Source organism: Sulfurospirillum sp. (assembly GCF_036802865.1).
Classification (GTDB): Bacteria; Campylobacterota; Campylobacteria; order Campylobacterales; family Sulfurospirillaceae; genus Sulfurospirillum.
Genome location: NZ_DAIRVK010000001.1, coordinates 372,017 through 387,419, shown reverse-complemented (window position 1 = coordinate 387,419; position 15,403 = coordinate 372,017). Strand labels below are relative to the sequence as shown.

12 protein-coding genes and 1 tRNA gene are annotated in these 15,403 nt (G+C 37.9%); all 13 read right to left on the bottom strand.

The window, feature by feature from the left end; translation table 11 throughout:
* Positions 1–77: 77 nt before the first annotated feature.
* Entirely contained in the window at positions 78–2,156 is a 2,079-nt protein-coding gene (fusA, locus tag V7Q04_RS01985) for an elongation factor G (RefSeq protein ID WP_333803240.1), read from the bottom strand.
* Between the two features lie 82 nt (positions 2,157–2,238).
* Positions 2,239–2,709 (bottom strand): 30S ribosomal protein S7, encoded by a 471-nt coding sequence (gene rpsG, locus V7Q04_RS01980; RefSeq protein WP_333803239.1) that lies wholly within the window; start codon positions 2,707–2,709, stop codon positions 2,239–2,241.
* A 75-nt stretch (positions 2,710–2,784) separates the two neighbouring features.
* Entirely contained in the window at positions 2,785–3,162 is a 378-nt protein-coding gene (gene rpsL, locus V7Q04_RS01975; protein WP_012856158.1) for a 30S ribosomal protein S12, read from the bottom strand.
* 84 nt (positions 3,163–3,246) lie between these two features.
* Entirely contained in the window at positions 3,247–7,770 is a 4,524-nt protein-coding gene (gene rpoC, locus V7Q04_RS01970; protein WP_333803238.1) for a DNA-directed RNA polymerase subunit beta', read from the bottom strand.
* Positions 7,748–11,905, bottom strand: a complete 4,158-nt coding sequence (gene rpoB / locus V7Q04_RS01965; protein WP_333803237.1) for a DNA-directed RNA polymerase subunit beta — start codon at positions 11,903–11,905, stop codon at positions 7,748–7,750. Before rpoB ends, rpoC begins: the two co-directional genes overlap by 23 nt.
* 136 nt (positions 11,906–12,041) lie before the next feature.
* Positions 12,042–12,416 carry a 50S ribosomal protein L7/L12 gene (rplL, locus tag V7Q04_RS01960; protein ID WP_333803236.1) on the bottom strand — a complete coding sequence of 125 codons (375 nt, stop codon included), beginning with the start codon at positions 12,414–12,416 and terminating at the stop codon, positions 12,042–12,044.
* A gap of 94 nt (positions 12,417–12,510) precedes the next feature.
* Positions 12,511–12,993, bottom strand: a complete 483-nt coding sequence (gene rplJ / locus V7Q04_RS01955; RefSeq protein ID WP_333803235.1) for a 50S ribosomal protein L10 — start codon at positions 12,991–12,993, stop codon at positions 12,511–12,513.
* Between the two features lie 184 nt (positions 12,994–13,177).
* Complete coding sequence (rplA, locus tag V7Q04_RS01950; RefSeq protein WP_333803234.1) at positions 13,178–13,882, bottom strand: 50S ribosomal protein L1; 705 nt, start codon at positions 13,880–13,882, stop codon at positions 13,178–13,180.
* Positions 13,883–13,942: 60 nt separating this feature from the next.
* The gene (rplK, locus tag V7Q04_RS01945; protein ID WP_333803233.1) at positions 13,943–14,368 is read right to left on the bottom strand and encodes a 50S ribosomal protein L11; all 426 of its coding nucleotides are present in this window, start codon (positions 14,366–14,368) and stop codon (positions 13,943–13,945) included.
* A 16-nt stretch (positions 14,369–14,384) separates the two neighbouring features.
* Positions 14,385–14,915, bottom strand: a complete 531-nt coding sequence (nusG, locus tag V7Q04_RS01940) for a transcription termination/antitermination protein NusG (protein ID WP_041956444.1) — start codon at positions 14,913–14,915, stop codon at positions 14,385–14,387.
* 9 nt (positions 14,916–14,924) lie between these two features.
* Positions 14,925–15,104 (bottom strand): preprotein translocase subunit SecE, encoded by a 180-nt coding sequence (gene secE / locus V7Q04_RS01935; RefSeq protein ID WP_041956442.1) that lies wholly within the window; start codon positions 15,102–15,104, stop codon positions 14,925–14,927.
* 17 nt (positions 15,105–15,121) lie between these two features.
* Positions 15,122–15,197: transfer RNA gene (locus tag V7Q04_RS01930), tRNA-Trp, on the bottom strand.
* Between the two features lie 29 nt (positions 15,198–15,226).
* A complete protein-coding gene (rpmG, locus tag V7Q04_RS01925) occupies positions 15,227–15,385 on the bottom strand; it encodes a 50S ribosomal protein L33 (protein ID WP_333803232.1) in 159 nt (52 codons plus the stop codon).
* Between the last annotated feature and the right edge of the window lie 18 nt (positions 15,386–15,403).

Here is a 15,403-nt window from a genome sequence, read left to right as displayed (position 1 = left end):
TGGGGAAAATAAAAATTGAATTATAAGAAGAAAAGGAAGGATGTAAAGAGCCCAAAGACTCTTTACATATAAACTAATTAACCGTTACGTTTTTTGATAATCTCTTCTGCAACGTTTCTAGGAACTTCATCATAATGATCGAATTCCATAGAGTAAGAAGCACGACCTTGTGTTTGAGAACGAAGATCTGTAGAGTAACCGAACATCTCAGCCAATGGGCAGAATGCGTTAACAATTTTGTTACCGCTTCTATCATCCATAGAGTTGATTTGTCCACGACGTCTGTTAAGATCGCCGATAACGTCACCCATAAAGTCTTCTGGAGTCTCTACTTCAACTTTCATGATTGGCTCAAGAATAACTGGTTTCGCTTTTCTACAACCCTCTTTGAAGCCCATAGAAGCAGCCAATTTAAATGCCATCTCAGAGGAGTCAACATCATGGTAACTTCCATCATAAAGTGTAACTTTAACGTCTTCCACTTTATAACCTGCAAGAACACCAGCACCAAGTGCTTCTTTAATACCTTTATCAACAGCAGGGATAAATTCTTTTGGAATTGCTCCACCTTTGATATCGTTAACAAACTCATAACCAAGACCTGCATCTTGAGGTTCAATTTTGAGGTAAACGTGACCGTATTGACCACGACCACCAGATTGTTTTGCGTATTTGTATTCTTGGTTAACTGATGCGCGGATTGTCTCACGGTAAGCAACTTGTGGTTGACCTACTTCTGCACTAACTTTAAACTCACGTAACATACGATCAACAAGAATCTCTAAGTGAAGCTCGCCCATACCAGAGATGATGGTTTGACCACTCTCTTCATCTGTCTCAACTCTAAAGCTTGGATCTTCTTGAGCAAGTTTTTGAAGTGCAATACCCATTTTCTCTTGATCCGCTTTTGTTTTAGGCTCAACCGCAACAGAGATAACAGGATCTGGGAATACCATTCTCTCTAGGATCACAGGATCTTTTTCGCTCGCAAGTGTATCACCTGTTAGTGTGTCTTTAAGACCTACAACCGCGCCGATTTCACCAGAGTGAAGTACTTTGATCTCTTCTCTTTTGTTCGCATGCATTTTTAGCAAACGACCAATTCTCTCTTTTTTATCTTTTGTTGTATTGTAAGCATAACTTCCGCTTTCCAATGAACCACGATAAACACGAACGAATGTTAATTGACCAACAAATGGATCTGTCATAATTTTAAATGCAAGAGCTGCGAATTCGCCTTCGTCTGTTGAATCAACAACACACTCATGTCCGTCTTCGTACTCACCTTTAATAGCATGTACTTCAGTTGGAGCTGGCATATAATCAATAACAGCATCCAACATTGGTTGAATACCTTTGTTTTTAAATGCTGTACCACAGATCATAGGGATAAATGTCATTGCAAGACATCCAGCTTTAATACCTGCTTTAATTTCAGCTTTGGTTAGTTCTTCACCACCAAGGTATTTTTCCATCAATTCATCACTGGTCTCAGAAACTGCTTCAACCATTCTTTCACGGTATTCTTTTGCTTTATCAGCAAGGTCAGCTGGAATTTCAACGACTTGGTAGTTTGAACCCATTGCAGCGTCATCATCCCAAACGAGTGCTTTCATCTCTACGAGATCAACAACACCTTTGAAATTCTCTTCTGCGCCAATAGGAATTTGAATTGGCACTGGATTCGCTTTTAAACGATTTTTAATTTGTGATTCAACATTATAGAAATCTGCACCAACACGGTCCATTTTGTTAACAAATACCATTCTTGGAACTTGGTAACGATTTGCTTGTCTCCAAACAGTCTCAGACTGTGGTTGAACGCCACCAACTGCACAAAATACAGCTACAGCGCCATCAAGAACACGCATAGAACGCTCAACTTCAATGGTGAAGTCAACGTGGCCTGGGGTGTCGATGATATTAATTTGGTGATCTTTCCATGAACATGTTGTCGCAGCAGAAGTAATGGTAATACCTCTTTCTTTTTCTTGCTCCATCCAGTCCATTGTTGCAGCACCATCATGTACCTCACCAATTTTATGAGAGATGCCGGTGTAAAAAAGGATTCTTTCTGTTGTTGTGGTTTTACCTGCATCAATGTGCGCAGCAATACCGATGTTTCTAACCATTTCAATAGGGGTATTTCTTGCCATTATAATTTCCTTGTTATATTAGGAGTGTAGTTCTTGAAGAGAGGGAATGTACACCATATCAGCGAACATTCCCATCACCATTTTACCAGCGATAGTGAGCAAACGCTTTGTTTGCTTCTGCCATTTTATAAGTATCTTCTTTTTTCTTAAAGGTTGCGCCTCTACTATTAGCCGCATCTAAAAGTTCATTTGCCAACCTCTCGATCATGGTTCTCTCACTTCTTTTACGTGAATAAGAAACCAACCATCGAAGAGCCAATGCTTGTTGACGAGTTGTTCTAACTTCTACCGGAACTTGGTATGTTGCTCCACCTACACGTCTACTTTTTACTTCCATAACTGGTTTAACGTTATCGATAGCACCGTTAAAAATTTCAATACCTTTTAAGGTTCCACTTCTTTTTTCAGCTAACTCTAACGCACCATAAAATACTTTAGTAGCAACACTCTTTTTTCCATCGAGCATCAATGCATTGATAAACTTTGTGATAATCTTGCTATTGTAGATTGGATCTGGTAATACTTCTCTTACAGGAGCTTTTCTTCTTCTCATATCTATATTCCTTCAAATTTTTTAAAAATTTTACTCAAATGATGTCAAATCAATGGACATCACCTGCTGTTAAATTTATTTAGCTTTTGGTCTTTTTGTACCGTATTTACTTCTAGACACCGTTCTTTTTGCAACACCTGAAGTATCAAGCGCACCACGTACGATATGGTACTTAACACCTGGTAAATCTTTTACCCTACCGCCACGTACCAATACAATGGAGTGTTCTTGTAGGTTGTGTCCCTCGCCACCGATGTAGCTAATGACTTCAAAACCGCTGGTCAATTTGACTTTGGCAACTTTTCTCAAAGCAGAGTTTGGTTTCTTAGGAGTTGTAGTATAAACTCTTGTACAAACGCCTCTTCTTTGAGGGCACTTATCAAGTGCAGGTGATTTTGATTTTTTAATCACCTTTTTTCTCTCATTTCTGACGAGTTGGTTAATGGTTGGCACATTATTTCCTTTATTTTGTAAAAAATAGGTGCTAATTTTATTTAAAAATAGCTTAAAAAAAGGTTAAGTTAAGGGAACCTTAACTTAACCTCTACTTGGGTTTAACTCTAGATTAAAACTTTTGTTTTGATAAAGACCGGTTCCAACTGGAATCATGCGTCCTAAAATAACATTTTCTTTAAGATCTTCAAGCATATCCATCTTACCTGCAATACTCGCTTCAGTAAGAACTTTGGTTGTCTCTTGGAACGAAGCTGCGGAGATAACACTATCACTACCGATCGCTGCACGCGTAACACCCAGAAGTGTTGGCTCAGCAATAGCTGGTTCTCCACCCATTTTCATAACCGCTTCATTTTCTTCTCTAAAACGTCGACGGCTAATCAAATCACCCATGATAAATTTCGTATCACCACTATCAACGATACGAATTTGACGTAACATTTGAGACACGATGACCTCAATGTGTTTATCGTTAATCGCAACGCCTTGACCACGGTAAACTTGCTGAATCTCACTGATAAGATAATAGTGAAGTGCTTTCTCACCCATAATACGTAAAATATCATGACTTGAAATAACACCATCAGTAAGTCTCTCACCCGCATGTACAAACTCACCTGATTGAACGTGAATTTGTGTATTACGATCAACCAAATACTCGACGCTTGTACCATCATTTGCTTCAATGATAATACGCTCTTTTGAACGTAGTGGCTTACCAAAACGAATCGTTCCATCAATCTCTGCAATGACAGTAGCATTTTTAGGACGACGTGCTTCAAAAAGTTCACTAATACGTGGAAGACCCCCGGTAATATCTTTCGATTTTGCAATCGCTTTAGGTGTTCTACCGATAAGATCTGCCAAACCAACGGTCACGCCATTTTGAACGAAGATCGCTGTTTTTGGCTCTAATTGGTATTTAACGATCTCACCATTTTTATTCGCAATAATAATCGTTGGTTTCATGCCACTTGGAAGATATTCGTTGATAACAAGTCTACTTTGTCCTGTCATATCATCAAATTGTTCCGTCGCACTGATACCTGGTTCAATGTCTTCAAATGTAATGGTACCCGCATCTTCGGCAATAATTGGAGTTGAATACGGATCCCACTCAGCAATCGTAATTTGCTCACTGGTTGATGGATAAGCAAGAAGCGTTTTTGACTCTGCCACGCTATTATCATTCACATCAATAATTGAATCACGTGGAATATAGTGACGAATTGCTTCTCGATCATCATCATCAGCGATAACGGCAAAAATACCTTTTTCTTTAACGATATGACCTTTTACAATTTCATGAATTCTCTCTAAATAATCCCCACGAAGTTTATAGTATTTGACAATACCTTTAGCATCTGCATGAATTTTTTGAATGATTGGATCACCATTTTTAACTTTGAGCTCACTCGCATACGGAATACGGCTTGGAACGTTCCAACCCTCTTTAATAACCTCTACGATGCTCTCATTCATTTCAACCACGTCACCACTTACGTAAGGAATATAGAATTTACCCTCAATTTTACCACTAACACCTGCAAGCTCATTTGGCTTTGCAAAGTCACTTTTACGAAGTGTATAACGAATATTTTCGCCTGCACCTGTCAGTGTAATTGCCGTCTCTTCGTGAGCTGTATCGATCTCTATTGTACCTTTAAACGGTGCTTTGATCTTTGGTTCAACAAGTAAGACTGCCGCATTTCTACGGTTAGCAACGATGTTTTTACCCTCTTTAGTTACATATGTTTTGACATTGTAGTAACGGATAAAACCCTCTTTTTGAGCAATAACTTGACGATCTTGAGATTCTGTTGATGCCGTACCACCGATGTGGAATGTACGAAGTGTCAACTGAGTTCCTGGCTCACCAATGGATTGCGCTGAAATAATACCAACCGCTTCACCTGGACGAACCAATGTGCCCTCTGCCAAGTTAGTACCATAACATTTAGCACAGACACCTTTTTTAGCTTTACATGTAATCGGTGTACGAATAACAACCGACTTAATACTTGCCTCTTTAAGGGCTTGTGCGCTCTTCTCATCAATGAGTGTTCCCTCAGTAAAGAGTACTTCATTGGTAATCGTATCAATAACATCCTCAGCCAAGACACGTCCTGTTGCACGCTCATATAATGACTCTACAAGCTCACCACTCTCGCTGATTTCTGTGATTTCAACACCTTCGTGTGTACCACAATCATCCATGGTAACTTTTACGTTTTGTGCAACGTCGATAAGTTTACGTGTCAAGTAACCCGCATTCGCTGTTTTAAGAGCGGTATCCGCAAGACCTTTACGCGCACCGTGCGTTGAAATAAAGTACTCAAGGACGTTTAGACCTTCACGGAAGTTTGAAATAATTGGTGTTTCAATAATACTTCCATCAGGTTTCGCCATAAGACCCCTCATACCGGCTAGCTGTCGGATCTGAGCAGCAGAACCACGCGCTCCAGAATCTGCCATCATATAAATAGAGTTAAATCCACCTTTATGGCTCTCTGTAAGCTTCATCATCTCAGAAGCTACATCATTGTTTGTGTCGGTCCAAATATCAATAATTTTGTTATAACGCTCTTGCTCTGTTAATAAACCAGAACTGAACTGTTTTTGAATCTCACGTACTTTTTTCTTTGCTTCTTTAATCTTTTTAACTTTGGTATCAGGGACGCGAATATCATCAATAGAGACTGAAATTCCAGCTTGTGTTGCATATTTAAAACCAAGATTTTTAAGATTATCCAAAAATCCTGCAGTGATACCAATACCACCCTCTTTAAAAATGTAATCAACCAAAGCACCGATATTTTTCTTTTTCAAAATTTTATTCCATTGCTCTTCTGGAACAAAATCTGGCAAGATTGATTTTAAAATCAAACGACCTGCTGTGGTAAAGAGAACTCTATCGTTAATACGTGTCTTAATTTTTGCATGAATATCTAAAAATCCTGCATCAATCGCAATATGCACTTCATTGATATTTGCAAAAATTTTATTACTTCCTTTGGCATTTGGCTTCTCTAAGGTTAAGTAGTAAAGACCCAAGACCATATCTTGTGTTGGAACCGTTACCGCTTTACCAGAAGCTGGAAGCAAGATGTTCATAGAACTAAGCATCAAAATCTTACACTCAGCAATTGCTTCTTGTGAAAGAGGAACGTGAACCGCCATTTGATCGCCGTCGAAGTCCGCGTTGAATGCAGAACAAACAAGAGGATGCAAACGAATCGCTTTTCCATCAATCAAAACAGGGTGAAACGCCTGAATAGAGAGTTTGTGAAGTGTAGGCGCACGGTTTAACATAACCGGATGACCTTTAACCACTTCAGCGAGACATTCCCATACTTCATTGGTTTTACTATCAATCATTTTCTTCGCTTGTTTGACCGTTGTAGCGTAACCTTTTTCTTCAAGACGCGCTAACAAATGCGGTTTGAAAAGCTCTAATGCCATCTGTTTTGGAAGACCACATTGATCCATTCTCAAGTTTGGTCCAACAACGATTACTGAACGACCAGAGAAGTCAACCCTTTTACCAAGAAGGTTTTGACGGAAACGTCCTTGTTTACCTTTAATGATCTCTGAAAGCGATTTTAAAGGACGCTTGTTAGCACCTTTAACCGCATTGGCTCTACGACCATTATCAAATAACGCATCAACAGCTTCTTGAAGCATTCTTTTTTCGTTGCGAATAATAATCTCAGGCGCGTCAAGCTCCATCAAACGTTTCAAACGAGCATTTCTGTTGATAACACGACGATATAAATCGTTCACGTCGCTAACTGCAAATTTTCCGCCATCAAGTGCCACAAGTGGTCTTAGATCTGGTGGAAGAACAGGAAGCATTGTGATCATCATCCACTCAGGGCGATTGCCACTGTGTAAAAATGCTTCAACAACTTTAAGACGTTTAATAATCGTTTTTTTCTTTGCTTCTGAACTGGTTTGATTAATATCTTCTTTTAACTGACTAAGAACTTCAACAAGGTCAATACTCGCTAATAAATCACGAATAACCTCACCACCCATTTTAGCCACAAAACCTGTATCACCAAAACGTTGTTGTAATGATTGATATTGCTCTTCATTAAGAACATCGTACGCTACAACTTTATTTTTGTTTTCAGCATCATAGAAAGCATCCCCTGCATATTCAACAATGTATGCTTCATAATACAATACACGCTCAAGGTCTTTCATTTTAACACCAAGCAGTGTTCCCACACGGCTTGGGAGTGAGTTAACATACCAGATATGTGCCACAGGAGTTACTAACTCGATGTGTCCCATACGTGAACGTCTCACTTTTGTGCTGGTTACTTCAACACCACATTTCTCGCATTTGATGCCTTTATAACGCATCTTTTTGTATTTTCCGCATAGACATTCATAATCTCTAACGGGTCCAAAGATTTTTGCACAAAAAAGGCCATCACGCTCAGGTTTGAGCGTACGATAGTTAATGGTTTCTGGCTTTTTGACCTCACCATAACTCCATGAGCGGATCTTCTCAGGACTTGCAAGTCTTAATTGAAATGCTTTAAAATCCCTTGGTCTACTCTCTTCGTGAATCTCAATTGGTTCTAGTCGTTTCATCTTCTTCCACCTCGTCATAAATCTCAACATCTAAAGCCAAAGACTTCAACTCGTTTGTTAATACATAGAATGTTTCAGGGATTCCCGTTTGTGGTACATTTTCGCCTCTAGTGAGTGCTTTGTACGCTAGGATTCTGCCTTCAACGTCGTCTGATTTGACTGTTAACATTTCTCTTAGGGTATGAGCAGCACCGTATGCCTCAAGTGCCCAAACCTCCATCTCACCAAATCTTTGACCACCAAAGAGTGCTTTACCACCTACCGGCTGTTGTGTGACAAGTGAGTATGGTCCTGTACTACGTGCATGCACTTTTTCATCAACTAAGTGGTGAAGTTTTAACATGTACATGTAACCCACGTTAACGCGTTCGTGCATTTTTTGACCGGTCATACCATCGTATAAGTCAGTTTTACCGTCCATATCTATTTTTGCCATTTCAAAGAGTCTTTCAAACTCTTCAACATTGACACCTTCAAAAATTGGACTTGCAAATTTAACACCTTTGCTCCAATCTCTTGCAAAAATCAATAGTTGTTCATCATCTATTTTGTCAATAAAATTCTTTGCATCCATTAGTTTTGCAACATCAGAAATACTGATCATTTTTTCACGAAGTGCCTTAATCCAATCACCTTGCTTCTCTTTGAAAATTTCTTCAATTTGATTACCTAAGCGTTTACCAACAAGTCCTAAGTGAACCTCAAGAATTTGCCCAATGTTCATACGACTTGGAACGCCCAGTGGATTAAGAACGATATCGACAATCTCGCCGTTTTTAAGGTAAGGCATATCAACTTCACGAACGATATTCGAAACGATACCTTTATTTCCGTGACGTCCTGCCATTTTATCACCCACTTTTAGCTTACGTTTTGTTGCAACATAAACTTTAACGAGCTTAACAACACCGCTTGGTAAAATATCATCTTTCTCAATGATGTTCAGTTTCTCATCATGCTCTTCTTTGAGTTTTTTCTTCTCATTTTGGAAGTACACTTTAAGATCTTTATAGTCATCTTGAATCTCATTTGAGAAGGCTTTTACAATCGAATTGATTGAAAAACGATTCACATTGTGAAGATCTTCCGCTTTGATAAAAGTACCTTTTTTGTAGCTAGTTTTGCTAATTTCTTGATCTTCTTGCAATGGATTTTTAAGAAGCAACGCATTAATACGTAACATCTCTTCACGATCCAACATCAAGAGTTTATCATGATGTTCGCGGTCCAAAATCTCTTTTTCTTGCTCATAGGCTTGAACTGCACGTGGATCTTTGTCATAACCTTTTTTCGTAAAGATTTTAACATCCACAACAATACCTTCTAATGAAGGTGTCGCATAAAGTGATTTATTGACAACATGTCCTGCTTTTTCGCCGAAAATTGCACGCAACAATCTCTCTTCAGGTGTTGGTTTTACTTCACCTTTTGGAGAAACTTTACCAACCAAGATCATACCTGGTGAGACGTAAGTACCTACTTTAACAATACCGCTATCATCGAGATGTGCTAACTCTTCTTCTTTGACGTTTGGAATATCTTTAGTAATCTCTTCCACACCGTCTTTAAGTTCACGTGCTTCAATCTCTTTTTCATAGATATGAACACTGGTAAAGGCATCTTCACGAATCATACGCTCTGAAATTACAATCGCATCTTCGTAGTTATAACCATTCCATGGCATAAATGCAACCATAGCATTCTTACCAATAGCAAGTTCGCCTTGATCCATACTTGGACCATCGGCAATCACACCACCTGCCTCAACCATATCACCACGTCTGACGATTACTTTTTGTGTAAAGGTTGTATTTTGGTTCGTTCTAAGATTTTTTTGAAGTGCGTAATGGTCAATAAATGCACCACCTTCATCTTCGCCTAGAATGTAAACATTTTTGTTATCTACTTTTTCAACTACACCCGCACGTTTTGCTTTAATAGCTTCCCATGAGTCACGAGCGGCAATTTTCTCAACACCGGTTCCTACAATTGGTGCATCTGATTTAACAAGAGGCACTGCTTGACGTTGCATGTTTGAACCCATCAATGCACGGTTCGCATCGTCATGCTCCAAGAATGGAATTAAGGAAGCTGCAACACCAGCAATCATCATAGAAGAAAGGTCAATTAAATCAACTTTCTCCTTTTCAATCAATACGGTCTCACCATCAATTCTAACTTCAATCAAATCTTCAACAATTTCATTGTTTTCATTGATTTTTGTACTTGCAGGCGCAATAACTAATCCCTCTTCTTGCGTAGCAGTAATATAAATGATTTCATCTGTAATGGTTGCATTCTCAACTTTACGATATGGTGCTTCAACAAAACCTAGATCATTAACCTTTGCATACATAGAAAGGGTATTGATTAGACCAATATTTTGTCCCTCTGGCGTTTCAACTGGACAAATTCTTCCGTAGTGCGTTGGGTGAACGTCACGTACTTCAAAGCCAGCGCGTTCTTTTACAAGACCACCTTCACCAAGTGCGGAAAGTCTTCTTTTATGCGTAATTTCACTGAGTGGATTGGTTTGATCCATAAATTGTGATAATTGTCCACTAGAGAAAAACTCTGCAATGGCAGAAGTAATCATTTTAGAGTTAATTAAATCATGTGGCATTAACTCTTCTACGCTTCCACTAAGGGCTGTAAATTTATCACGAATTGCTTTTTGCATTTTAATCAAACCAGAATGAAGCTCATTTGCCAAAAGCTCACCAATCGCTCTAATTCTTCTGTTACCCAAGTGATCACGATCGTCAATATGACCTTGACCATTTTTAACTTTGATGAGATATTTTGCTGTTTTGATAATATCTTCGCTGGTCATAATAGTCACATATTCTGGTACGGTTAGTCCCAGTTTATGGTTCATTTTCATACGACCAACTTTGGTTAAATCATATCTTTCTGAATTGAAGAAAAGGTCTTTAACAAATGTTTTTGCTGCTTCTTTAGTTACTGGTTCACCTGGTCTCATGACTTTATAGATACGAATAGCTGCTAAGTCATTCTCATCTTCAATACTTTCAGTTTGACGAAGTAACTTGAGTGTTTCATTATCAGCAATAAATGAGTTAATAATTGCATCATCTACGCCACTTGCAAGATCATTAGCAATCTCAATTGTTTCGCATTTTTGCTCAATAATTTTAGCCAATTTACCTTCATCAAGTTGTGCAAGGGTATCGTAAAGTACTTCGCCACTCTCTCTGTCAATAATTGGAGAAGAAAGGAAACGATTAACCAAAATTTCAACAGGATATTCGATAAACTTAATACCATCTTCAATAAATTTTTCTGCTTTTTTACGAGCAAGACGTTTGCCTGCTGCTAAAAGAAGGTTACCATGCTCATCTTTAAGGTCAAAATCAACACGACCCAAGAAATTATCTGCTGAGAATTCAATTAGGAACTTATTCTCACGAATCATAATGTTAAGCACAGGGTAAAAAAGTTTTAAGATATCTTGTTTGCTGTATCCAAGTGCTCTAAAAAGAATCGTAATAGGAACTTTTCTGCGTTTATTAATTCTAACAAAAAGTGTGTCTTTAGCATCATACTCAAAGTATAACCACGAACCACGATCAGGAATAATTTGAGCATTGTAAATCAGTTTGTTCGCAACCGTAGGGCTTTCTTCTTCTTTGAAGATAACACCAGGACTTCTGTGAAGCTGATTAACAACAACTCTTTCAACACCATTAATGATAAAAGAAGTTCGTTCAGTCATCAATGGAATTTCACGGATAAAAATTGCTTGTTCTTTAATATCTTTTACACCCGTTTTTTCACCGGATTTTTCATCTTTATCCCAAAGGATAAGACGAATGTTCATTTTTAAGCTGACAGAATATGTAAGTCCACGTTCCATACATTCGCGGACAGTATATCTAGGTTTACCTACTTCTGATCCAATATATTCTAAAGTAAGTCTATTTTGGGGATCATGAATGGGAAAAATAGATTTAAAAACCTTCTCTACACCGCTCTCTTCTTTGAGATTTTCAACATTTAAAAACTGTTCGTAACTCTTTTGTTGAAGTTGGAGTAGATTTGGTACATCAATTTTTTTTGGGACTTTGGAAAAATCAACTCGTAAGCGATTTCCAGATTTTAGGCTATTTAACATGAGTCTACCTCGTGTAGTTGTTTGAAAAGGGCAGTGGGTTCATCTATCGATTGATAGACGTTGTAACGACTAATAATTAATTTCCAGGGAAAAAGTTTTAAAAGAGAAGCCAAAGGCTTCTCTTAAAGTAATAAAATTACTTGATTTCAGCGACAGCGCCAGCTTCTTCAAGTTTCTTTTTGATCTCTTCAGCAAGTTGCTTAGATACACCCTCTTTAACAGTTGTAGGAGCGCCTTCAACAGCGTCTTTTGCCTCTTTAAGACCAAGACCTGTAATTTCTCTAACAACTTTAATAGCGTTGATTTTTTTCTCGCCACCATCTTTAAGAATAACATCAAACTCAGTTTTCTCTTCAACAGCCTCTGCAGCAACAGCAGCGCCAGCGCCAGCCATCATTACAGGTGCAGCAGATACACCAAATTTTTCTTCGAAATCTTTTACTAATTCACTCAATTCAAGTACACTAAGACCTGAAATATACTCTAATACGTCTTGTTTTGAAATTGCCATTTCAAATCTCCTGATTATTTTATAGTTATAATAATTTTACAAGAGTCTTACTCTTGCACCTTAACATGTAAAGCTAGAGCCTTACAGATATGTTCTATTCAGACTCTTGTTTTTTAGCACGAAGTGCATCAAGACCAATGGTAAAGTTTGTAATTGGTGCCATCCAAGTTGATAGAAGCATTCCAATAAGCTCATTACGTGATGGCATTTTAGAAAGTGCTTCAACTTTAGCAGCATCAACCACAATACCACCAGCAAAACCAGATTTAATTACAAAATTTGGATTTGTTTTAGCGAATGTAGCTGCAATCTTAGTAACAGCTAACTGATCAGCGCCCCAAACAAAAATGTTGGTGTCTTTAAGTTCAAGTCCTTCGATACCAGCGTTTTTCATAGCGATTGATGCTAAAGTATTCTTGATAACTTTAACACTAACAGCTTCTGGTCTAGCACTGTTTCTAAGTGCTTCGATCGCTTTAACATTAAGACCTTTATAGTCACAAACGATTAAACCGTCGGAAGATTTGAACTCTTCAGTTAGAGAACTAATAAATTCAGATTTCTCTTTTCTTGTCAATTTTTCTCCTTTCCAACTGGTGATTTCAAGTAGAGATTGAGTTATCTCAAAATTAAGCTTACGCCTCTACTCTCTCCAATCAAAGATTAAGTACTTACACGACTATGTCAAAAAGCATTGCTTTATGACTAAAATTCTCAGGCACACACTCTCATAATTTAATGAGAGTGTATAAATATTTTTATTATCTAAGATCGATTAATTCTTGATTTTCAAGGTTCATAGATGGGCTCATTGTAAGTGACAATGCAGCACTTTTAATATATTTACCTTTTGAAGCAGCAGGTTTGTGTTTATTCACCGCTTTGATAAATGCTTCAAAGTTCTCTCTGATTTGCTCAGATGTGAAGCTAATTTTACCAACACCCGCGTGAATATTTCCTTGTTTGTCAACACGGAAGTTTACTTGACCACCCTTGTTGTTTTCAACAGCTTTAGCAACATCCATAGTTACAGTACCTGTTTTTGGATTTGGCATAATACCTTTTGGTCCAAGAATACGACCAACTTTACCCACTAAACCCATCATGTTTGGAGTTGCAATCAAAACATCAAAGTTAATACGACCCGCTTGAATCTCTTCAATCAAATCATCACTACCAACAATATCTGCACCAGCAGCTCTTGCTTCATCTGCTTTTTCATCTTTAGCAATAACCGCAACACGAACTGTTTTACCAGTACCCGCTGGAAGAACAACAGAACCTCTTACCATTTGATCAGCATGTCTTGGATCAACGTTAAGTTTAAGTGCTACCTCAATTGTTTCATCAAATTTTGCAGACGCTAAATTTTTGATGTTACTAAGTGCTTCAGCTACAGAATATTTTTTTTCTTTATCAACTTTTTTCAAAAGTTCTTGAAATCTTTTATTTACTTTCTTTGCCATTCTTTATCTCCGCATAATTTTGCTTCCGCCTTTATAGACCCTAGCGGTAAAGGGTTATTATTAATCGACGACGTTAATACCAATACTTCTAGCACTTCCTGCAATAATTTTTGCAGCTGCTTCTTTATCTGATGTATTAAGATCAGCAATTTTTTTCTCAACAATCTCAAGAATTTGAGCTTTGTTAAGTGTACCAACTTTATTTTTCAAAGGGTTACTTGAACCACTTTTAAGACCGACTGCTTTTTTAATAAGATCAGTAGCAGGTGGTTGTTTTGTAACAAATGTAAAACTTTTGTCAGCATAAACAGTGATAACAACAGGAATTCTAAAACCTGCCATCTCTTTTGTTCTTTCGTTAAATGCTTTACAAAACTCCATAATGTTAACACCACGTTGACCAAGTGCTGGTCCAACTGGAGGTGATGGGTTAGCTTTAGCAGCTTCAATTTGCAATTTAATTTCGCCAATGACTTTTTTTGCCATTTCTTTTCCTTTACGCTTAAACTATTTTTTCAACTTGAGAATAAAGAATCTCAACAGGGGTACTTCTACCGAAGATTGAAACATTGAGTGTGAGTTTGCCATGAACCATATCATATTCTTCAACTGAACCTGTGAAGTTTGCGAAAGGACCTTCTGTAATCCTAACACTTTCACCATTTTCGAAGAAGATTTTTGGCTTAGGCGCACCTTTTTTCTCCGCTTTCTCTAAAATCAATGCAATATCTTTTTCACTCAAAGGTGTAGGCTTTTTTGCTTCACCGATGAATCTTCCGACTTTTGGCAACGATTGAATAAGATGCCAGAGTGCTGTATCTAAATCCAGTTTTGCAAATGCATAACCAGGATAAAGACTTCGCTCACTAATCTTTTTCTTACCATTCTTAACTTCAATTACATCTTCTGTTGGAACAACGATTTGTTCTAACTTGTCAGCAATACCATGATCATTGACAAGAGTAATGATTCCTTTTTTGACTGCTTGCTCGCTACCTGCATAGGTTTGAATTGCATACCATCTATGTGCCATTCCCTCTCCTTAAATTAAAGAAGATAAAGAAAAAGACATAATAGCATCAATCAGCGCCAAAAAGAGTGAAATCACGGTTACTACGACAAAAACAGAGATGAAAGCATTTCGAATCTGTTCTTTAATCGGGAAAATAACCTTTGACAATTCAGCTTTAGAATGATGATAATAAGCTCTTAATTTTTCCATTGTATTACCTCGACTAGTGGCAGGGCAGGAGGGACTCGAACCCACAACCTGCGGTTTTGGAGACCGACGCTCTACCGTTGGAGCTACTGCCCTACATGATAAAGTTAAGTCTGTTTAGAGACTTAACTTTTTAATTTCACTTCTTTGTGAATAGTGTGTTTTTTCAGTCTTGGACAATACTTGCTAAGTTCAACTTTTTCAGTAACTGTCTTGCTGTTTTTAGTTGTAGTGTAATTAATGTCACCACATTCTGAACACTTTAGTCCGATTTTAACGGTCATAATATTTCCTTAACTTGA

Coding starts and splice junctions, on each gene's coding strand:
- fusA (WP_333803240.1), bottom strand. CDS start 2,156: ATGGCAAGAAATACCCCTATTGAAATGGTTAGAAACATCGGTATTGCT.
- rpsG (WP_333803239.1), bottom strand. CDS start 2,709: ATGAGAAGAAGAAAAGCTCCTGTAAGAGAAGTATTACCAGATCCAATC.
- rpoC (WP_333803238.1), bottom strand. CDS start 7,770: ATGAAACGACTAGAACCAATTGAGATTCACGAAGAGAGTAGACCAAGG.
- rpoB (WP_333803237.1), bottom strand. CDS start 11,905: ATGTTAAATAGCCTAAAATCTGGAAATCGCTTACGAGTTGATTTTTCC.
- rplL (WP_333803236.1), bottom strand. CDS start 12,416: ATGGCAATTTCAAAACAAGACGTATTAGAGTATATTTCAGGTCTTAGT.
- rplA (WP_333803234.1), bottom strand. CDS start 13,882: ATGGCAAAGAAAGTAAATAAAAGATTTCAAGAACTTTTGAAAAAAGTT.
- rplK (WP_333803233.1), bottom strand. CDS start 14,368: ATGGCAAAAAAAGTCATTGGCGAAATTAAATTGCAAATTGAAGCTGCT.
- nusG (WP_041956444.1), bottom strand. CDS start 14,915: ATGGCACATAGATGGTATGCAATTCAAACCTATGCAGGTAGCGAGCAA.
- secE (WP_041956442.1), bottom strand. CDS start 15,104: ATGGAAAAATTAAGAGCTTATTATCATCATTCTAAAGCTGAATTGTCA.
- rpmG (WP_333803232.1), bottom strand. CDS start 15,385: ATGACCGTTAAAATCGGACTAAAGTGTTCAGAATGTGGTGACATTAAT.